This is a genomic window from Nocardia concava NBRC 100430, assembly GCF_000308815.1.
GTDB lineage: Bacteria > Actinomycetota > Actinomycetes > Mycobacteriales > Mycobacteriaceae > Nocardia > Nocardia concava.
Window position 1 is genome coordinate 85,053 of the sequence record NZ_BAFX01000017.1, and the last position, 18,305, is coordinate 103,357.

20 protein-coding genes and 1 tRNA gene are annotated in these 18,305 nt (G+C 67.0%); 14 read left to right on the forward strand and 7 right to left on the reverse strand.

From position 1 onward, the window contains the following. Positions 1-22: 22 nt before the first annotated feature. From ON43_RS04790 to ON43_RS04800, 3 genes are all read right to left on the reverse strand, one after another. Positions 23-703 (reverse strand): hypothetical protein, encoded by a 681-nt coding sequence (locus ON43_RS04790; RefSeq protein WP_040803951.1) that lies wholly within the window; start codon positions 701-703, stop codon positions 23-25. Then, on the reverse strand, positions 700-1,059 hold the full coding sequence (locus ON43_RS04795) for a hypothetical protein (protein WP_051177901.1): 360 nt from the start codon (positions 1,057-1,059) through the stop codon (positions 700-702). Before ON43_RS04795 ends, ON43_RS04790 begins: the two co-directional genes overlap by 4 nt. Before the next feature lie 81 nt (positions 1,060-1,140). Beyond that, on the reverse strand, positions 1,141-1,356 hold the full coding sequence (locus ON43_RS04800) for a hypothetical protein (RefSeq protein ID WP_040803953.1): 216 nt from the start codon (positions 1,354-1,356) through the stop codon (positions 1,141-1,143). A 220-nt stretch (positions 1,357-1,576) separates the two neighbouring features. On the opposite strand from ON43_RS04800, the gene ON43_RS04805 reads away from it, so the two are divergent. The 10 genes from ON43_RS04805 (at position 1,577) to ON43_RS43490 (ending at position 12,415) form a co-directional block, all read left to right on the forward strand. Then, positions 1,577-2,566: a zinc-binding dehydrogenase gene (locus ON43_RS04805; protein WP_040803956.1), complete on the forward strand. Its 990-nt coding sequence runs from the start codon at positions 1,577-1,579 to the stop codon at positions 2,564-2,566. Positions 2,567-2,645: 79 nt separating this feature from the next. Next, positions 2,646-3,395, forward strand: coding sequence for a serine hydrolase (locus ON43_RS04810; RefSeq protein ID WP_040804096.1), 750 nt, complete (start codon positions 2,646-2,648; stop codon positions 3,393-3,395). 82 nt (positions 3,396-3,477) lie between these two features. Continuing rightward, positions 3,478-4,854: an MFS transporter gene (locus ON43_RS04815; protein WP_245568471.1), complete on the forward strand. Its 1,377-nt coding sequence runs from the start codon at positions 3,478-3,480 to the stop codon at positions 4,852-4,854. Continuing rightward, the gene (locus ON43_RS04820) at positions 4,844-5,263 is read left to right on the forward strand and encodes a MarR family winged helix-turn-helix transcriptional regulator (protein ID WP_040803959.1); all 420 of its coding nucleotides are present in this window, start codon (positions 4,844-4,846) and stop codon (positions 5,261-5,263) included. The genes ON43_RS04815 and ON43_RS04820 overlap by 11 nt, the downstream gene beginning before the upstream one ends. A 37-nt stretch (positions 5,264-5,300) precedes the next feature. Next, positions 5,301-6,044 carry an N-acetylmuramoyl-L-alanine amidase gene (locus ON43_RS04825; protein WP_167333411.1) on the forward strand — a complete coding sequence of 248 codons (744 nt, stop codon included), beginning with the start codon at positions 5,301-5,303 and terminating at the stop codon, positions 6,042-6,044. 123 nt (positions 6,045-6,167) lie between these two features. Further along, on the forward strand, positions 6,168-8,123 hold the full coding sequence (locus ON43_RS04830; RefSeq protein ID WP_040804102.1) for an APC family permease: 1,956 nt from the start codon (positions 6,168-6,170) through the stop codon (positions 8,121-8,123). A 97-nt stretch (positions 8,124-8,220) separates the two neighbouring features. Next, positions 8,221-9,126, forward strand: a complete 906-nt coding sequence (locus tag ON43_RS04835; protein ID WP_040803962.1) for a metal-dependent hydrolase — start codon at positions 8,221-8,223, stop codon at positions 9,124-9,126. Beyond that, positions 9,123-10,232, forward strand: coding sequence for a PDR/VanB family oxidoreductase (locus ON43_RS04840; RefSeq protein ID WP_040803963.1), 1,110 nt, complete (start codon positions 9,123-9,125; stop codon positions 10,230-10,232). The genes ON43_RS04835 and ON43_RS04840 overlap by 4 nt, the downstream gene beginning before the upstream one ends. Before the next feature lie 64 nt (positions 10,233-10,296). Next, the gene (locus tag ON43_RS04845; RefSeq protein WP_051177925.1) at positions 10,297-12,024 is read left to right on the forward strand and encodes an SDR family oxidoreductase; all 1,728 of its coding nucleotides are present in this window, start codon (positions 10,297-10,299) and stop codon (positions 12,022-12,024) included. 139 nt (positions 12,025-12,163) lie between these two features. Then, positions 12,164-12,415, forward strand: coding sequence for a hypothetical protein (locus ON43_RS43490; protein WP_083913162.1), 252 nt, complete (start codon positions 12,164-12,166; stop codon positions 12,413-12,415). Here ON43_RS43490 and ON43_RS04850 read toward each other — a convergent pair. The 3 genes from ON43_RS04850 to ON43_RS04860 form a co-directional block, all read right to left on the reverse strand. Further along, on the reverse strand, positions 12,412-12,897 hold the full coding sequence (locus tag ON43_RS04850; RefSeq protein WP_051177902.1) for a UCP032817 domain-containing protein: 486 nt from the start codon (positions 12,895-12,897) through the stop codon (positions 12,412-12,414). The genes ON43_RS43490 and ON43_RS04850 overlap by 4 nt on opposite strands. 4 nt (positions 12,898-12,901) lie before the next feature. After that, a complete protein-coding gene (locus ON43_RS04855; protein ID WP_051177903.1) occupies positions 12,902-13,933 on the reverse strand; it encodes a TerC/Alx family metal homeostasis membrane protein in 1,032 nt (343 codons plus the stop codon). A gap of 176 nt (positions 13,934-14,109) precedes the next feature. Then, entirely contained in the window at positions 14,110-14,538 is a 429-nt protein-coding gene (locus ON43_RS04860) for a nitroreductase family deazaflavin-dependent oxidoreductase (protein WP_040804108.1), read from the reverse strand. A 133-nt stretch (positions 14,539-14,671) separates the two neighbouring features. Here ON43_RS04860 and ON43_RS04865 point away from each other — a divergent pair, with 133 nt between their 5' ends. From ON43_RS04865 to ON43_RS04875, 3 genes are all read left to right on the forward strand, one after another. After that, positions 14,672-15,046 (forward strand): DUF4234 domain-containing protein, encoded by a 375-nt coding sequence (locus tag ON43_RS04865; RefSeq protein ID WP_040803968.1) that lies wholly within the window; start codon positions 14,672-14,674, stop codon positions 15,044-15,046. Between the two features lie 116 nt (positions 15,047-15,162). Next, positions 15,163-15,236, forward strand: a tRNA-Ile gene (locus ON43_RS04870). A gap of 339 nt (positions 15,237-15,575) precedes the next feature. Next, a complete protein-coding gene (locus ON43_RS04875) occupies positions 15,576-16,664 on the forward strand; it encodes a substrate-binding domain-containing protein (protein ID WP_040803970.1) in 1,089 nt (362 codons plus the stop codon). Between the two features lie 54 nt (positions 16,665-16,718). Here the strand turns inward: ON43_RS04875 and ON43_RS42145 are convergent, their stop codons facing one another. Continuing rightward, positions 16,719-17,342 carry a hypothetical protein gene (locus ON43_RS42145; RefSeq protein WP_157513902.1) on the reverse strand — a complete coding sequence of 208 codons (624 nt, stop codon included), beginning with the start codon at positions 17,340-17,342 and terminating at the stop codon, positions 16,719-16,721. Positions 17,343-17,524: 182 nt separating this feature from the next. Here ON43_RS42145 and ON43_RS04885 point away from each other — a divergent pair, with 182 nt between their 5' ends. Further along, positions 17,525-18,154, forward strand: a complete 630-nt coding sequence (locus ON43_RS04885; RefSeq protein ID WP_040803972.1) for a DUF4097 family beta strand repeat-containing protein — start codon at positions 17,525-17,527, stop codon at positions 18,152-18,154. Positions 18,155-18,305: the final 151 nt, after the last annotated feature.

Consider the following 18,305-nt stretch of genomic DNA (forward strand, 5'->3'; position numbering starts at 1 on the left):
CGAATTGTCCGAAATTGCGCCGTCAGGCGTCGATATCTTCGCGCTCCTGCGCGCGCATGCGCCGGCTGGCGATGAGTGAACCCAGTGCGAAGCCGAAGATCGGGATGCTCACGATCGGCGACCACGAATTCACCTGCGGCCCTGCCGGTCGCAGCAGCGTCACCACCCGGATCACAGCCAGCGTGAGACCGCTGAGGCCGCCGAACATGAACAGCGCCAACGGTAATCGGAATCGCACGGGCACACTGCGATAGCTCAGCACCGAGGCCGTCAGCACCGCGGCGTTCACCGCGAGTCCCGACAGCGCCAGCAGCCAGTTGTGGGTTTGCAGGGTCACGTGCGAGGGCCGCACGGGGGAGTAGGTGAGCAGCATCGCCGCCTCGACCGCGGCCAGGCCGATGTAGAACGCGCGCCTGAGCAGGATCCGCCCCCACGCGTCGGCCACCGTCACCCCGATCAGGGCACCGGCCCCGACCAGCGACAGATCCGCGACCAATCCCGGGAAGCCCTCGAAATGCCCGCTCGGCAGCGCCATCTCATTGGCCGAGCCATTGATCGCCGGGGTGCGCAGCACCGCCCACACCGCGAGCAGCACCATGCCGATGGTGAACGGCCGCGATTCGGGGGTCTTCCACCGCGGCAGCCGGGCCGCCGCCGCGGCGAGGCAGAGCAGGGCCGCCAGGATCGGGAGGATATTGCTCACCTGAACAGCCTCGCGCCGGCCTCCCCGCGAGTGGGTTTTCCGCGCGGCGTGTCCTCGGCCTCTTTCTCCCGGCGCAGCAATTCGGTGAGCAGTTGCCGGGTCGACGCTTGCCGGATGGCGCTGCCGGATCCGGCGCGCTGCGCTTCGGATTCGGTGATGATCCCCGCGACCACCTGCACCTCCACCGGATTCGCGCTGTAGGCCCGGGCGATCTCGATCAGCGTCTCCACCGGCGGGGTCGGCAGGGCCAGATGCCGCGCCAGGGTGGCCTGCGGAATTCCGGTCACCACCGCCATGGCCCGAGTGCTGTCCCCACCGGTCAGCTCCTCGATCCATTGTTTCAGCTGATCATGCACGCCGATGATTCTCGCACGGGCCGAACCAGGTTCGGGGCACGGCGCGCAAGTTCAGAGTTGGGGTGCGCGGGCCCCGGAGAGCTAGCGGCTACCGGTGCGGACGCCGTCTCGGATCTGGTACACCCGCGACGTGGTGATGTCGCCCGCGGCCTTGGCGATGAGGAAGACGCGCTCGCCGGCCGCGGTGGCGTTCTTGATCTTGTCGCGCCAGCGGGCGTCGGCGGCCTGCGCGGCCTGTTTGGCGGCCTCGCGGGCACGGGTGGCTTCGCGGAGCTCGTCCAGGAGCGGGGTCGGCATGGAGGCACCTTTCGTTGTCCCCGGATGGGTGGCGGGTCTCGCCACCGGCATCCAACCTAGGCGGCGGGGTGAGTCGGAGTCAAGGCTGCTTGCCTCGAAAATGACTCATGCCACGTTCGCTCGGAGAGGAATCCGCGCGGCCGCGCTTGACCTCAACGTAAGTCGAGGTTCGAGGCTGGAGGCAGCAACGGTTCATCGAAAGCGACAGGGAGTCAACGACATGCGAGTGGTGGAAGCCAAGGAATTCGGCGGGCCCGAGGTGCTGGCGGTGAACGAGGCGCCGGATCCGGTCGCCGGGCCGGGCGAGGTGGTGGTGGCCGTCGCGGCCGCGGACGTGATGTTCCTGGACACCACGCTGCGCAGCGGCTGGGCCGCGAACTTCTTCCCGGTCGAGCCGCCGTTCGTGCCCGGCGGCGCGGTGGCCGGGACCGTCGAATCGGTCGGGGCGGACGTGGACCCGAGTTGGATCGGCAAGCGGGTGGCGACGCCGACGGCCGCGAGTGGCATCGGCGGCGGACTGCCGGTCGGCGGCTACGCGGAGAAGGCGCTGGCCAAGGTCGACACCCTGTCCGTCATCCCGGACGGGCTGAGTTTCGTGCAGGCCGCGGCCCTCTCGCACGACGGGCGCACCGCGCTGGCCGTCACCGATCGGGCGGCGATCGAGCCCGGCCAGTGGGTGCTGGTCACCGCGGCCGCGGGCGGACTGGGCACGCTGTTCATTCAATTGGCCCGTGCGGCCGGTGCCCGGGTCGTCGCCGCGGCGCGCGGCGAGGCGAAACTCGCACTGGCGCAACGGCTCGGCGCGGACGAGGTCGTCGACTACTCGCGGGCCGACTGGGCGGATCAGGTCCGGGAGCGGACCGGCGGCGTTCAGGTGGTCCTCGACGGCGCGGGCGGGGAGATCGGGCGCGCTGCGCTGTCGGCGCTGACGCCCGGCGGGTTGCTCATCGCGTACGGCAATTCGGCGGGCGGATTCGCCGCGGTCGATGCGGAAGTCGTTGCGGCGCAGGGTATCACCGTCGTCCCCCTGTTCGAGATCGCCACCCCCGATACCGACTGGCTCGCCCTGCACAATCGTGCTCAGGCCGAGGCCGCGGCCGGACGTCTCGAAGTGGTCGTCGGCCAGACCTTCCCCCTGGATCAGGCCGCCGCCGCGCACGCCGCCATCGGATCCCGCGCCGCCGTCGGCCGCACCATCCTCACGGTCTGACCGAGTTCGGCGTGTCGTGAACAACCGCCCAGTCTCCGGACGCACAGTGGACTGGGCGGAACGCGATACGGAGGTAGCGATGGGCTTGCGGAGCGGCGTGATCGGGGCACTGATCGCCGGGGTGTTCCTGGCCGGGGCCGCGAGCGCGGCCCTGAGCGGCATCGCGGCCGCGAGCCAGCCGCGGCCCACCGATATCGAGCCGCTGCAGGTGCCCGGCCGCACCTCCATCTCGGTGCGCTCGATCGTGCCGGGCGTGGGCTGGGGCACCGACAACGAGACCGAAGAGCGTGCGGCCCTGTCGATTTCGAAGCTCTTCATCGCCGACTACGCGCTGCGGCACGGCGACGGCTCGGATTCCGACCGCGAGCTGTGCGAGCGCATGATCCGCAAATCCGACGACGCCGCGGCCGACCGGCTCGAGGCCAAGTACCCCAAGGCCATCGACGCCGTCGCCGCCGAATACGGCCTCATCGCCACCCACGGCACCGGCGGCTGGGAGTTCTCGACCACCAGCACCGCCGATGTCGCGGACTTCCTGGCCGCCAAGGTGCGCGACGAACCGGACAGCCCGATCCTCGCCTGGATGGAGGAGCCCGCCGACAAGGCCGCCGACGGGACCCGGCAGGACTGGGGGACCGCCCGGCTGCCGCACGTCCTCGGCACCAAATGGGGCTGGGCCGATGTGGGCGATCCCGAGGTCGCCTCGGCCTCCTTCGGTCCGGGCTTCACCGTGTCCGCCCACACCTACGGCACTCCCGAGCAGCAGACCGAGGATGTGCTGGGCGTGCTGTGGGGAGTGATCGAGAAGATGACGCCGCCCCGGCACTGACGTGACCCGCGGGCATCGACGTGACCCGTGCCACCGGCAAGGACGCTTGCATTCGGAATGGTTGTAAGCACACAATAGTTGTGTGCTTACAACTGTCGAAGGGCTGAGCGCGCGCCGGAAGACGATCATTCTGGTGACCTGCTGTCTGAGCCTCCTGATCTCGTCCATGGACGCGACCATCGTGAATGTCGCGATCCCGACCATTCGCACCGATCTCGACGCACCGCTGTCGAGGCTGCAGTGGATCGTCGACGTCTACACGCTCACCCTCGCCAGCCTGCTCATGCTCTCCGGCGCGGCCGCCGATCGCTTCGGCCGCAAGCGGGTCTTCCGCATCGGCCTGCTCACCTTCGCCGTCGGCTCGCTGCTGTGCAGCGTCGCGCCCACCATCGAAATCCTCATCGGCGCAAGGTTTCTGCAGGCCATCGGCGGTTCCATGCTGAATCCCGTTGCGATGTCGATCATTACGACCGTCTTCACCGGCCGGGTGGAACGCGCGCGGGCGGTCGGCGTGTGGGGTGCGGTGGTCGGCATCTCGACCGCGCTGGGCCCGATGGTCGGCGGCCTGCTCATCGACAGCCTCGGCTGGCAGTCGGTGTTCTGGATCAACCTGCCGATCGTGGCGGTCGCGTTCGTGCTCACCACCGTCTATGTGCCGGAGTCGAAATCGGCCAATCCGCGCAGCATGGATCCGATCGGGCAGGTGCTGGCCATCGCGGTGCTGTTCACCTTGGTGTTCGGCCTGATCGAGGGCAAGCCGATCGTCTTCGTGGCCTCGGCGGTGGCCTTCGCCGGATTCCTCTGGCACGAGTCGCGGCATCCGTCGCCGTTCATCGATCTGCGCTTCTTCCGCAGCTTCCCGTTCTCCTCGGCCACCGTCATCGCGGTCTGCTCGTTCGCCGCGCTCGGCGCGTTCCTGTTCGACATGTCGCTGTATCTGCAAGGCACGCGGCACTTCTCGGCCGTGCACACCGGCCTGCTCTACCTGCCGATGGCGCTGGGCGTGCTGATCTTCTCCCCACTGTCGGGCCGGCTGGTCGGCCGCCACGGCACCAAGCCGTCGCTGCTCATCTCCGGATCGCTGATGACGCTGGCCGCGGCCGGGCTCACCGTGCTGCACGCCGACACCCCGATCTGGCAGCTGATCATCACCTTCGCCGTCTTCGGCATCGGCTTCGGCATGGTGAACGCGCCCATCACCACCACCGCCGTGAGCGGCATGCCGCTGGATCGCGCGGGCGCCGCGGCCGCGGTGGCCTCCACCAGCCGTCAGGTCGGCGTGAGTCTCGGTGTGGCACTGTGTGGTGCGCTCACGGGCGCGGGATTGTGGTGGACCATCAGCGGTTTCGCCGTCGCCGTCACCGCGCTGGGCGTCGCCGCCAATACCGACTGGGCGTACCGTTCGCGAGATCGCGTCGCCCCCTTGCTCGAACAGAAGGTCCCCGCGCATGCCGGATGACACGCCCACGACCGATGAGGTCTGGAAGCAGCTCACCCACCTGGTCATGGACACCCGCGACGGTTGGAAGCGGGCCGTGGTGGAGCGAACCGGCATGCCCTTCAGCCGGACTCGCATCCTGCGGCGGCTGCTGCCGGGGCCGTTGACCGCCAAGCAGCTGGCGGCGGCGGCCGCCATGGACGCGCCCGCCACCACGGTCGTGGTGAACGACCTCGAGGCGCGCGGCCTGGTGACTCGCGAGATCGATCCGACCAACCGGCGCTGCAAGCTGATCTCGCTGACCCGCGCGGGCCAGGAGATGGTGGCCGAGGCGCTCGCCACGCCCGATCCGGTGCCCGCCGAGTTGGCCGCCCTCGAGGCCGATGACCTGCGCACTCTGCACGAGATCCTGCGCAAACTCGAACACTGACTTACTCGTTCGTGATTGAACCGTTATCGTTGGGCGCGTGCGACACCGACAGTGGAAGTCCTTGGCGGCCCTCGGCGCGGCAGTGCTGATCGCGGGATGCGGGCAGAGCCTCACCGCCACACCGGTTTCGGCGTCGCCGGGTCAGACCGTGGTCATCGATCCCGGCCACAATGGCGGTGGCGGGGCGCATCCGGATCAGATCAACGCCCAGGTGCCCGACGGGCGCGGCGGCATGAAGCCCTGCAACACCACCGGCACCAGCGGCAATGACGGATACACCGAGCACGAATTCAATTGGGATGTGGGCCAGCGGGTCCGCGACATCCTCACCGCCCGCGGCTACCACGTGATCATGAGCCGAGACAGCGACGACGGCGTCGGGCCCTGCGTGAACGATCGCGGCACGCTCGGCAACCGGGTGGGCGCGGCGGCCGTGGTCTCCATCCACGCCGACGGCGCGCCCGCGGGTGCGCACGGATTCCATGTCGCCTACTCCTCGCCCGCGCTCAATGACGTCCAGGCCGGGCCCTCGGTGCAGCTGGCCACCGCGCTGCGCGACGGCATGGCCGGGGCGGGCTTCGCCACCTCCACCTACGTCGGCTCCGACGGTTTGAACCCGCGCCCGGATCTGGCCGGGCTCAACTTCTCCGAGCGCCCGTCCGCGCTCGTCGAGTGCGGCAATATGCGCGATCCGGGCGATGCCGCCCTCATCGAATCCCCGGACGGCCGCGCCCGATTCGCGCAGGCCATCGCCAACGCCATCGCCGGGTATCTCGGCTAGCACATCGGACCGAACGACTCACGGCGCGGGGTGCGTCCGCGCCCGGTGCGCCGTGAGTACATTCGTCACGTCATTTACGGACTATTCGGGAAACCGGACCTGCAGCGTTCCGGGGAGGACTCCTTGACCACGACCGAGGCACAGCCGCGCTCGCGATTCGCGAATTGGCTACTCGAGGACGCGGGTGAGAATCACTCGCAGATTCAGGGGCCGATGGCCAAGAAGGCGCCCAAGGAGCATCAGCACAGCTGGTGGAAGGTCATGTGCCTCACCGGCGTCGATTACTTCTCGACGCTGGGCTATCAGCCGGGCATCGCCGCGCTCGCCGCGGGCGTGCTGTCGCCGCTGGCGACGCTGGTGCTGGTCGCGCTGACGCTGCTGGGCGCGCTGCCGGTGTATCGCCGGGTGGCCAAGGAGAGCTTCAACGGCGGCGGCTCGATCGCCATGTTCGCCAACTTCCTGCCGAACTGGTGGGGCAAGATCTTCATCCTGGTGCTGCTGGGCTTCGCGGCCACCGACTTCACCATCACCATGACGCTGTCGGCGGCCGACGGCGCGGCGCATATCGTCGAGAACCCGAATGTGCCCGGGTTCCTGCACGACCAGAACATGACCATCACCCTCATCCTGCTGGCGCTGCTGGCGGCGGTGTTTCTCAAGGGATTCAGTGAGGCCATCGGCATCGCGGTCGGACTGGTCGGTGCCTACCTTGCGCTGAACGTGGTCGTGGTCGTGGTCGGCATCGTGAAGGTGGCGCAGGCGCCGCACCTGGTGACCGACTGGGGGCATCTGCTGACGGCCAAGCACGGCAATGTGTTCGCCATGATCGGGGTGGCGCTGCTGGTGTTCCCCAAACTCGCGCTGGGCCTGTCCGGATTCGAGACCGGTGTGGCGGTCATGCCGCAGATCAAGGGAAATCCGGCCGACTCCCCGGACTATCCGCGCACCCGCATCATCGGCACCCGCAAGCTGCTGACCACCGCGGCGCTCATCATGAGCGGATTCCTCATCGTCACCAGCTTCATCACCACCATCCTGATTCCGGAACAGGAATTCGAGGAGGGCGGCAAGGCCAACGGGCGCGCGCTGGCGTATCTGGCGCATGAATACCTGGGCAATGCCTTCGGCAGCGTCTACGACATCAGCACCATCGCGATCCTGTGGTTCGCGGGCGCGTCGGCCATGGCGGGGCTGCTGAATCTGGTGCCGCGCTATCTGCCCCGCTTCGGCATGGCTCCGGAGTGGGCGCGTCAGATTCGGCCGCTGGTGCTGGTTTTCGCGCTGGTGTCGTTCGGGATCACCTGGTACTTCGACGCGAATGTGGACGCGCAGGGTGCGGCGTACGCGACCGGTGTGTTGGTGCTGATCACCTCGGCGGCGGTGGCCGTGACCATTTCGGCCTGGCGTAAGCAGCAGTACAGCCGCGTCGTGGGCTTCGGTGTGGTGTCGCTGATCTTCGTGTACACCACCATCGACAACATCATCGAGAAGCCGGCCGGTCTGCATCTGGCCATCCTGTTCGTGGTGGCGATCATGGTGGTGTCGTTCGCCTCCCGCGTTCGCCGGGCCTTCGAGTTGCGGGCGGTCGACGTGGTCTTCGACGAGAAGGCCTGCGCCATGATCGATCAGCTGGCCGAACGCGGTGAGATCCGCATCGTCACCCATGACATCAGCGACGGGCGCTCACCCGAGGAGTACGCGGAGAAGGAAGCCGATCAGCGCCGGGAGAGCCACATTCCCGACGAGGAGCCCATCCTCTTCCTCGAGGTCATCGTGAAGGACCCCTCGGAGTTCTCCACCACGCTGAACGTGACCGAGGTGGATGTGGAGGACTACCACATCCTCACCGTCGAGGCCGCGGCCGTGCCGAACTGCATCGCATCCATCCTGATCGCCATCCGAGATCGGACCGGCGAGTGCCCGCACGTGTACTTCGAATGGACCGAGGGCAATCCGCTGGTCAACCTGATGCGGTTCATGTTCTTCGGTGAGGGTGAGGTCGCGCCGGTGACCCGCGAGATCCTGCGCCGGGCCATCCCGCGCCGGTCGCAGCGGCCGCACGTGCACGTCGATAGCTGATTCTGGCTCAAAAATCTAGGTGTAACTCCTGGTTTCATACACAGGTAGAATATTGCTACGCTCACGCAGCAAACGCGATATGAGACCAGGAGTACCGATGAAGCTACTTCCCAAACTGGGCCGCCGACCGGTGACGGAACCCGGAGAGGTAGCCCTGCACGCCCGCAATGTGCGGTTCGATTGGTCCAAGACCGAACCGGTCTGGATGAAGAAGGAACCGATCGCCTCGCACGTGCTGAATGCCCTGAGCATGCTCCTGCCCGAGGGTGAGCGCATGTTCCTGGTGACCTTCGGCGAGGCCCTCGAACTGGTGAAGGACGAGAAGCTGCGGGAAGCCATGATCGGCTTCATCGGGCAGGAGTCCATGCACGCCGAGAGCCATCACGGTGCGCTCGAAGAGGTACTCGCCACGCATGGGATCGATGTCGAACCCTATGTGCGGCAGGCGGAATTCATCTTCCGCAAGACACTCGGCCCCCGGGAGATGGCGACCGCGGCGGCACAGCAGCAGCAACTCGTGGAGCGGCTCGGCGTCATCGCGGCGCTCGAGCACTTCTTCGCCTGGCTCGGTGACTGGGTGCTCAATGCCGACCTCGAGAAGTTCGACGCCGACCCGCAGATGCTGGACCTGTTCCGCTGGCACGGGGCCGAAGAGGTCGAACACCGGATGGTCGCGCACGATGTCGCCGAGTACTTCGAGGTCGGTTACATCCGCCGCTGCGCCCTCATGCTGATGGTCTTCCCGATCTTCATCGCGCTGCTGCTGCGCGGCACCAAGTTCCTGGTGCATGCCGACCCGTCGCTGCCCAACCACCGCTACCCGATGCTGATCCTGCGGATCTTCGCGTCCATGTGGCGCAGGTCCGTGCCCGGAGTGCCTTCGCTGCTGATCAGCGCGCTGTCCACGTTCACGCCCGGCTACAGCCCGGAGCATGTCGGGTCGACCGCGCAGGCGGTCGCCTACCTGGCGCAGTCCTCGGCTGCCCGGGCCATGGCCTCGTGAGCGCGGTCCGACCCGTCCCGACCGCGCCGCCGCAGGATCTGTTCGGTAAGGGACGCGCCGACCGCGCCACCCGCGTGCTGGACTTCATCGCCGAAAGCCGTTTGCGCTGGACCACTTTCGTGAACCGGCACGAGCCCGCCGCACCGGTGAACGATTGGCGGATTCCGCTGGTCGTGGTGGAACGCCGGGTCGAGGCGCACGACACCGATGTGATCAGCCTGCTCATGACCGCGCCGGACGGGCGGGCGCTGCCCGAGTGGCGGCCCGGTGCGCATCTGGATCTGGAGCTGCCGTCGGGGCGGGTGCGGCAGTACTCGCTGTGCGGGGATCCGGCCGATCGGCACGCGTATCGCGTTGCGGTGCGGCGGATTCCGGAGGGCAACGGCGGGTCGCTGGAGGTGCACGAGGAGCTGCTCGTCGGTACCGCGCTGACCGTGCGGGGGCCGCGCAACGCGTTTCCGTTCGTGCTGCCCGGATACGGATCCTCCGCCGCGCGAGTGCATTTCGTGGCGGGCGGTATCGGGATCACGCCGATTCTGCCGATGATCCGGATGGCGGATCGGCTGGGTGTCGAGTGGAGCATGGTGTACGCGGGGCGGTCCCGCGACACCATTCCGTTCCTGTCGGAGGTGGAGTCGTTCGGGTCGCGGGTGACCGTGCGCACCGATGACGAGCACGGGATTCCCACCGGGGCCGATCTGCTGGCGGGGGTCGGGTCCGATACCTCGGTCTACTGCTGCGGGCCGGTCGTGATGACCCAGCTGATCGCCGATCGGGTGCGCGAAATGCCCGGCGTGGAACTGTATTCCGAGCGTTTCTCGCCGCCGCCGGTGGTGAACGGCACCGCCTTCCAGGTGGAGCTGGCCCGCACCGGCGAGGTCATCGAGGTGCCCGCCGACAAGTCGGTGCTCGAGGAAGTGCTGAAAGTCCGTCCGGACAGCGCGTATTCGTGCCGTCAGGGGTTCTGCCGCACCTGCGTGGTGCGGGTCCGTTCCGGCGATGTCGAGCATCGCGACACCGTGCTCACCGACGCCGAACGCGCGGCGGGCGACATGCTGATCTGTGTATCCCGTTGCGGCGGGGACCGTTTGGTGCTGGACATCTAGCACCGATCTCAACGAGGAGACGATCGTGACCGATCACCCCACCGTCATTCCCGCCGCGGAGCGCATGGTGCGCAGCGGTGAGTTCGATATCGCCGTGTACGAGTACGGCTCGCCGTCGGCCGAAACCATTGTGCTGGTGCATGGTTGGCCCGACGACAACCACCTCTGGGATCGCGTCGTGCCGCTGCTGGCCGACCGCTTCCACGTGGTCACCTACGACACCCGCGGGCACGGGCGGTCCACCCGGACCGATCGCACCGAGGACTACCGGCTCGAGCACTTCGCGGCCGACTTCTTCGCCGTCGCCGATGCGGTGAGTCCCGATGCGCCAGTGCACATCCTGGCCCACGACTGGGGTTCGGTGGAGATGTGGGAGGCCGTGTGCGAGCCGCAGGCGGTCGGGCGGGTCGCCTCGTTCACCTCGGTGTCCGGGCCCAACCTGGACCACCTGGGTGCGTGGGCGCGGTCGAATCTGTCGCGAGGCAAGGTGTGGGGCCCGTTCACGCAGCTGCTGTCCTCGCTGTACACCGGGCTGTTCATGACGCCGGGCGTGCCGCGGGTGGTGTTGAAGCCGCTGGGGACCGAGAAGATGTGGTCGCGGTTCGTCGGGCTGATGAACGAGACCTCGCCGGAGAACATCAAGCTCGGGCCGGAATTCCGGCGCGACTTCTTCGACGGCATGCGGATCTATCGCGCCAACATCCTGCAGCGCATGGCCGATCCGCGCGAGCGGCGCACCGAGGTGCCGGTGCAGCTGATCATCGCGCGGCGCGATGTGGCGGTGCGGCCGGCGGGTTATGCCGACACCCAGGAGTACGCGCCCACCCTGTACCGGCGTGAGGTCGGCGGCGGGCACTGGCTGCCGTTCTCGCATCCGGAGCTGCTGGCCACCTCGACCGTCGAGCTCATCGATTCGCTGCGTACGGGGGAGACCTCGCGTGCGCTCAAGCGCGCCGAAGTCGGTTCGCAGCAGCGGCCTTTCGAGAATCAGCTGCTGGTGATCACCGGCGGCGGCAGCGGGATCGGGCGCGAGACCGCGCTGGCGTTCGCGCGCGGCGGGGCCGAGGTGGTGCTCTCCGATATCAACCTCGATTCGGCCAAGGAGACCGCGGAACTCATTGCGCACGAGGGCGGTACGGCGCACGCCTACCAGCTCGACGTGTCCTCCGCCGAGGCCGTCAACGCGCACGCGGCCGAGGTGATCGGTCTACACGGCGTGCCCGACATCCTCATCAACAATGCCGGTGTCGGCGCGGCCGGTGATTTCTTCGACACCACCGCCGAGGAATTCGACCGGGTGCTCAATATCAATCTGCACGGCGTAATCAATGGCTGCCGTGCTTTCGGAAAAGCAATGGCCGAGCGCGGACTGGGCGGCCATATCGTCAATCTGTCCTCGATGGCCGCTTACACGCCGCAACGCGGATTCGCGGCCTACTCCACCTCCAAATCGGCGGTGTTCATGTTCTCCGACTGCCTGCGCGCCGAACTGTCGGGCCAGGGCATCGGCGTACACACGATCTGCCCCGGCATCGTGCACACCAATATCGTTGCCACCACCCGCTTCTCGGGTGTTTCGGAGGCAGAGGAGGCGGCCAAGCAGCAGCGTTACGACAAGCTGTACGCCGCGCGCCGCTACGGTCCCGAAAAAGTCGCCGCGCAAATCGTCAAGGCGGTCGAGCGAGGCCGCGATGTCGTTCCGGTGACACCCGAAGCGTGGATGCAATACCGTTTCAACCGTTTCGCGCCCGCTGTCGCCCGATTCTTCGCGGCACGCGTCAAGCTGACGTAGCGGGTACCCACGGCGAGGGGTATTCACACTCCGGGCGAATACCCCAGAAAATGGGTTTGTCGCATCGATTCTCCCCGGCGTAGCTTTTCGCTTATCTCCCGCGGCCACCATGGCCGCGGGACGGGGGAGGAGACCTGCGATGGTTACCGCAATCATCTGTGTCGCGATCGTGCTGCTCGCCTTGTGCGGCGTCAGCATTCTGTCCATGCGCGGCAGACCACGCCGCCCTCGCGGAAGCCGCAGCAAAAGCTGGGGTTACGGCTCAGCCATCGGCTTCACCGGCTTCGGCTCGACCGACTCCGGCGGTAGTCACGGCCACGGCTGCGGCGGGGGACACAGCGGTTGCGGCGGAGGCAGCGGGTGCGGTGGCGGTGGCTGCGGTGGCGGCTAACCCGCCCGCAGCGCCGCCTCGATGGAGTGGACTCTATCCGCGGGGACACCCCACGGATGGTCCACTCCCACAACGCTGTCCAGATCCCACAGCACGCACTGCTCGCCCGGCCGGGCCACGAACGACCAGGCGACCACGGTGCGTCCCAACTGCTCTGCCATCGGGCCACCCGATCCCGTGCCCTCCCCGTCGGGGAAGTGGTGCAGAAACCGGCCGTACGCGCTCTCGCAGAACGCCGCATACCGCTTGGTGCACAAGATGAGTCCGTGCCAAGCCTCGTCCACCGCATGCGACGGCATCCCGATCACCTTGCCGTCCCGCATGGCGGCCCCACAACACCGCAGCCACTGCCGCAGCCCGGACTCCACCAGCTCCCGCGGCTCCCACGGACAGGTCTTGAACACGGCCTCCGGCAACACCAGCGCGTCCACGGCCCGATTGATCTGTTCGGGTCGTGGACGCCGGGAACGGTTCAGCAGCATGGTTTCACGCTACGTCGAGATCGGCTTCCTGGTCGCGGGTCGCGCGGAGACTGGTGACGGTCACCGTGGCCAGGACCACCACGATCACGAGAAGTGAAGCGACGGTCGGGATCTGGGGGACGCCGTTCCAGATGCCGTGGGCCCAGTGCAGGACCAACTTCACGCCGATGAAGGCGAGGATGGCGGCCAGGCCGTAGGCGAGGTGGACCAGGCGGGAGAGGGCGGCGTGCAGGACGAAATACAGTGCGCGCAGGCCGAGCAGGGCGAAGGCGTTGGTGGCGAAGACCAGGAACGGGTCGCCGGTGACGCCGTAGACGGCGGGAACCGAGTCGACGGCGAAGACCACGTCGGTGGCCATGACCGCGCCGACCACCAGGGCCAGCGGGGTCAGGGCGCGGCGCAGCCTCGAGGGCTGGGCCGGATCCGGTTCGGTGACCACCATTTTGGTGCCGCGGTAGTCGTCGGTGACGGGCCAGAAGCGGCGCAGCAGGCGGACCGACTTCATGCTGGAGATGTCGACGTCCTGCTCGTGCCCGCTGAGCGCGTCGGCCAGCAGCTTCACGGCGGTGACCAGCAGGATCAGGCCGAACAGCAGGAACGCCCAGTCCAGCGTGGCCAGGGCCGCCGCGCCGAGGGCGATGAAAATGCCGCGCAGCACCAGCGCGCCGGCGATGCCGTAGAGCAGCACTCGCTGGGCCAGCGCGGCCGGGACCGCGAACGCCGACAGCAGCAGCATGAAGATGAACAGGTTGTCCACCGACAGCGACTTCTCCAGCAGATACCCGGTGAAGAACTCCATGGCGGGGGAGCCGCCGTTGTTGAACCAGAGGAACACGCCGAACGCGATCGGCAGCGCGATATAGAAGACGGTCCAGCCGATCGCCTCCCGCATGGACACCTCGTGCGGGCGGCGGGTGAGCGCGAAGTCGAGAATCAGCAGCGCCAGCACCGCGATGATGGTTCCGCCCCACAACCAGGGCGTACCGACGGTATCGATGGTGGTGGAACTGGCGAGAACGGACAGGGTGGGACTCATGGGACCTCCTCGGGCATGGGAAACCAGCCGAGGTCTCCTTCACCCTGTCCATGGGCAACCATCCGGGGGACGCGGCGGCGCGACCCGTACTGACCGGAGTGATTTTGGGAAGTACTCCCCTCTAGCCCGACAGAGTAGCCGACCCTTACCTGCTGAGTCCACCCGACACGCGTGGCTCAGCGCGGTGTGAGCACAACCACGGCAATCGGCCGCGAGGTCATCTTCTGATACTGCGTGTACCGCCCCTGATTCACCTTGTCCACGAGCTGGAACCGCCGCGCGTACTCCGGATCCTCGGGATAGGTGGCCGTAGCGGTGACCAGAATCCGCTTGGTCCCGACCTGAATCTCGCAGTCCCCCTTGGCCTTCACATTCGCCAGCCACCCCGGCGGCCGCGGCGACCCGCCATTGGACGCGGTAACCAAGTAATCCTGACCGTCGCGGGCATAGGTCAACGCATTGGTGCGCTCCTGACCGGTCTTCCGCCCGATCGTCCGCAACAACAGCGTCGGGTTACCGAACAGCAGCCGATGCCCGACCACCCCGTTGCTGTTCTCGTAGAGCCACTGATGCGCTTTCAGCACATTCACGAACAGTCCCGCCATCGCCCGCCTCCTGTGGTTGTGGTCCCCGCCCACATTAACGCTTCACGATTCGATCACGATCCTGTGGATACGTTTCCCGGCAATTGCGCCCGAGATTCCGAAACTCGCACCACAACAAAAGGATTCATCCAGCATGACCACCGCCCTCGCCACCCCGATCAAACCCCGCAACCCGGTCCTGGTGTGGCTGGTCTGGCCCCTGCTCACCCTCGGCATCTACTTCCTCGTCTGGTACTACAAGATCCACAAGGAAATGGCCGAACTCCGCCGCGACCCCGAGGCCCCGGTAGTCGGCCCCCTCCTGGTCATGCTCCTCCTCTCCTGGACCGGCATCGCCGCCATCATCAGCTTCTGGCGCACCGGCACCCGAATCCGCCAGTCCCAAGAGGCCGCAGGCCTCGAGGGCACCTGCAACCCCGTCCTCGGCTTCCTCCTCAACTTCGTCTTCGGCCTCGGCATCCTCTACTACCAGCTCGAACTCAACAAGATCGCAGACCGCCACGCCTGATCGTCGAGTGTCCTGCCCCCTTCCCCGGGGCAGGACACCCCCGCGTTCCCCGCGCCCAAGTAGGCATTCCCCCGTGGCTCGCGGTAACATCGCGACGCCCGCGCAAGCCGCGGCCCGGGGCGGTAGCTCAGTCGGTTAGAGCCGTGGACTCATAATCCATTGGTCGCGGGTTCGAGCCCCGCCCGCCCCACTCCAGGTCCCTGTGCAGCGGCCCGCCGCCTCATCGAGATGCAGAACGATCGGGATGGTCCGGGGACGAAACTCGAACGCGTGCAGGCGAAGTGGTAGGGCTTGGCGGCGGGATCTCACGGGCTGAGATAGATTCAGGGTGATTTTGGTGGGGGTTCGGGTGGGTGGGCATGATCGGGGTATGGCCACGTTGTTGCTGACGCGTCGGCTGTTCGTGGATTTTCACCAGGTGACCACGTCCGGCTGTCGCTGAACCGGAATTCGCTTGATTGTGCGGTGCTCGTGCGCGCCGTCGCGGCCGGTGCCGTGTCTTTCCCTCACTTCACGTTGGAGTTCATCCATGCCCCGTTTCACCGCGGTCGCGGCCGCTGCCGTCCTGTCCTGCGCATTGCTGACAACCGGCTGCTCGCAGTCGAATTCGAGCTCGAGCGGCACCACCGCCACGCCGTCGGTCGGGCAGGCCAGCGGGCCGAAGCCCGCACCTTTCGCGAACGGCCCGGTCAAGATCGCTCTGGTCGTGCAGAGCGGCGCCGGTGACTACTTCGAGCAGTGGGGGAACGGGGCGAAGGCGCAGGCGAAGGCGCTCGGGATCGACCTGACCCTGTACGACGCGCAAGCCGACAACGCCAAGCAGGCCACCGACCTGACGCAGGCCATCAACTCGGGGGCGAGCGCGATCATCATCGATCACGGGTTCCCGGCCACGGTCGGGCCGCTGATCGATCAGGCTGTCGCCAAGGGCATCACGGTTGTCACCTATGACGTCGAGACCAGTAATCCGAAGGTGATCAGAACCGAGCAGAGCGACGCCGATATCGCCAAGGCCGCGCTCGGTGCGCTGGAGTCCGCGATCGGCAAGAACGTGCCGGTCGGCTATGTGAGCGTGGCCGGATACGCGTCGCTGGATCGCCGTGACGCGGTGTGGCAGCAGACCAAGACGGCAGCCGAGTGGACCGAGGTGTTCAAGGTCGGCAAGGTGACCGCTTCGACCGCCACGGACAGCGTGCCGCTGGTCAATGCCGCGCTGGCCCAGCATCCGGAGGTGAAGGGCATCTTCGCGCCCTATGACGAGCTGGCCAAGGGCGCGACGCTCGCGGTCCAGAACAGGCATCTGGAGGGCCAGGTGAAGGTGGTCGGCGCGGATATCTCCAACGCCGACATCCAGCTCATCACCGCCGACAACAGCCCGTGGGTGGGCACCGCCGGAACCGACCCGTCGGCGGTCGGCGCGGCCGTCGTGCGCACCGCGGCACTGCAGCTCGCCGGACAGCTCGACAAGCCGAGCGTCGAATTCCCGGCCGTAGCGATCACACGAGACCTCTTGGTGTCCAAGAAGATCACGAACATGGACCAACTCCGCAGAGCAGTTCCCGACCTGAACCTCGCTCAGGTCAGCGTCGCCAACTGGATCCCGGTCGTCTCGTACTGATATGACCACAACGCCGTTCACGAACGCTCGCGACGAGGCCGGCGAGAAGGTTGATCAATCAGCGACCGGGACCGAATTGCCGAACTGGGCGATTCGCTCTTGTTCGAGCTCTCGGAGGCGGGCTTCGGCTTCTGGATCATGGGGGACCACACCGAGATCCGTGCGTAGGGCGCGGCGTTGCAGCCAGACGCCGGCCGACACCGGGCCGTCGAACCAGTGGAAGAGTTCGTCGATGGTGGCCGGGCTGTCCGGGCCGTGCAGGGCGCGTAATGCGCTGTAGCCCTGGCCGAGGCAGTCGTTCAGTACGACGGCTACGGCCAAAGCGGGTTCGGGGAGAACCATCTGGGCCTTCGAGAACAAGTCGCGATATGTCGAGCGCGCCGGTTCGAGTTGGTCGGGGATGGAGATCGTGCTGTCACGTTTCAGGTCGGCGAGATGATCGCGGACGATGGTCCGGTAGTGCCGCGCTGCTGTGTTGAGTTCGGCGTACAGTGCCTGCTTCTGCTCCTGGGTCGCCAGGCTGATGGCTTCTTGTCGCTCGTCTTTGCGTTGTAGGCGTTGGATTTCGGCGTCGAGGCGCTTGCCGCGCAGCGCGGCGAGCTGAGTCAAGGCTGCCGCGCTCACAGTGCCCAGCACGCCTACGACGGCGACTCCCAAACCCATCAGGTCCGTACTCATGCAATGGATTATTGGCCAAATCCCAACTCGCTGGAGGCGTGTCAGCGGTGGTGTCAGGGAGGCGTCAGCCCGGTATCAGGGACGGGGGTGAGAGTAGTCCACATGAACAGCGCGGGACCACGACAGAGCGGGACCGAGAAGCGTTCGGACACTGAATGATTCACAAGAATTAGGAGAATGCCATGAACACCTTCCAGACCTCCGGCCCGATCTTCGTCAACGTCGACTCGCTGGTCGGCAATGTCACCGTGATCGCCTCCGATCGCAAGGACGCCGTCGTCGGGATTCTGCCGACCGATCCGGCGAAGAAGGCTGATGTGAAGGCCGCCGCGCAGGTGCAGGTCGAGTTCGTCGACGGGGTGCTGAGCGTGTGGACGCCGAAGAATTGGCGGCCGTTCGGTGGGAAGTCGTCGATCGAGGTGACCATCGAGGTGCCCGCCGGGTCGCAGGTGAAGGCCGCCGATGGGGTGGGGCAGCTGCGCGGTGTGGGAGCGCTGGGCGAGGCCGAGTTGGAGATGGCCTTCGGTGACATCGTCGTCGAGAGCCCGCTGGGGTCGGTGAGTGCCAAGACCAGCAAGGGGGACATTCATATCGGTGAGGCCGTCGATGGGGTGCTGAAGCTGGAGACCGCCACCGGCGATCTGGTGGTCGGGATCAGCGCGGGTAGCGCGGCGGTGCTGGAGCACGAGGCCGGTAACGGTGCGGTGCACAACCAGCTGCTGCCGGTCGGCCAGAAGAACGGCGGCACCGTGCACGTCTACGCGAAGAACTCCTACGGTAACGTCGTCATCGGCCACGCGACGGCCGCATGACATATATGACACCGCAACGTGTGTGGTGACGCCCCGTAGTTGCCGGGGCGTCGCCGCACTGTTCGCCCGTTGATCGCCTCCGGTTCATTCGGCATCGATATACCTCCTGCGATCTACTTGAACAGGAGTTTGCAGGTGTCAGTTTCAGTGC

Excerpts from the sequence above, each read along its gene's own strand:
- ON43_RS04800 (WP_040803953.1), bottom strand. The coding sequence starts at position 1,356 with ATGCCGACCCCGCTCCTGGACGAGCTCCGCGAAGCCACCCGTGCCCGC.
- ON43_RS04805 (WP_040803956.1), top strand. The coding sequence starts at position 1,577 with ATGCGAGTGGTGGAAGCCAAGGAATTCGGCGGGCCCGAGGTGCTGGCG.
- ON43_RS04810 (WP_040804096.1), top strand. The coding sequence starts at position 2,646 with ATGGGCTTGCGGAGCGGCGTGATCGGGGCACTGATCGCCGGGGTGTTC.
- ON43_RS04820 (WP_040803959.1), top strand. The coding sequence starts at position 4,844 with ATGCCGGATGACACGCCCACGACCGATGAGGTCTGGAAGCAGCTCACC.
- ON43_RS04835 (WP_040803962.1), top strand. The coding sequence starts at position 8,221 with ATGAAGCTACTTCCCAAACTGGGCCGCCGACCGGTGACGGAACCCGGA.
- ON43_RS04845 (WP_051177925.1), top strand. The coding sequence starts at position 10,297 with ATGGTGCGCAGCGGTGAGTTCGATATCGCCGTGTACGAGTACGGCTCG.
- ON43_RS43490 (WP_083913162.1), top strand. The coding sequence starts at position 12,164 with ATGGTTACCGCAATCATCTGTGTCGCGATCGTGCTGCTCGCCTTGTGC.
- ON43_RS04850 (WP_051177902.1), bottom strand. The coding sequence starts at position 12,897 with ATGCTGCTGAACCGTTCCCGGCGTCCACGACCCGAACAGATCAATCGG.
- ON43_RS04855 (WP_051177903.1), bottom strand. The coding sequence starts at position 13,933 with ATGAGTCCCACCCTGTCCGTTCTCGCCAGTTCCACCACCATCGATACC.
- ON43_RS04860 (WP_040804108.1), bottom strand. The coding sequence starts at position 14,538 with ATGGCGGGACTGTTCGTGAATGTGCTGAAAGCGCATCAGTGGCTCTAC.
- ON43_RS04865 (WP_040803968.1), top strand. The coding sequence starts at position 14,672 with ATGACCACCGCCCTCGCCACCCCGATCAAACCCCGCAACCCGGTCCTG.
- ON43_RS04875 (WP_040803970.1), top strand. The coding sequence starts at position 15,576 with ATGCCCCGTTTCACCGCGGTCGCGGCCGCTGCCGTCCTGTCCTGCGCA.
- ON43_RS42145 (WP_157513902.1), bottom strand. The coding sequence starts at position 17,342 with ATGAGTACGGACCTGATGGGTTTGGGAGTCGCCGTCGTAGGCGTGCTG.
- ON43_RS04885 (WP_040803972.1), top strand. The coding sequence starts at position 17,525 with ATGAACACCTTCCAGACCTCCGGCCCGATCTTCGTCAACGTCGACTCG.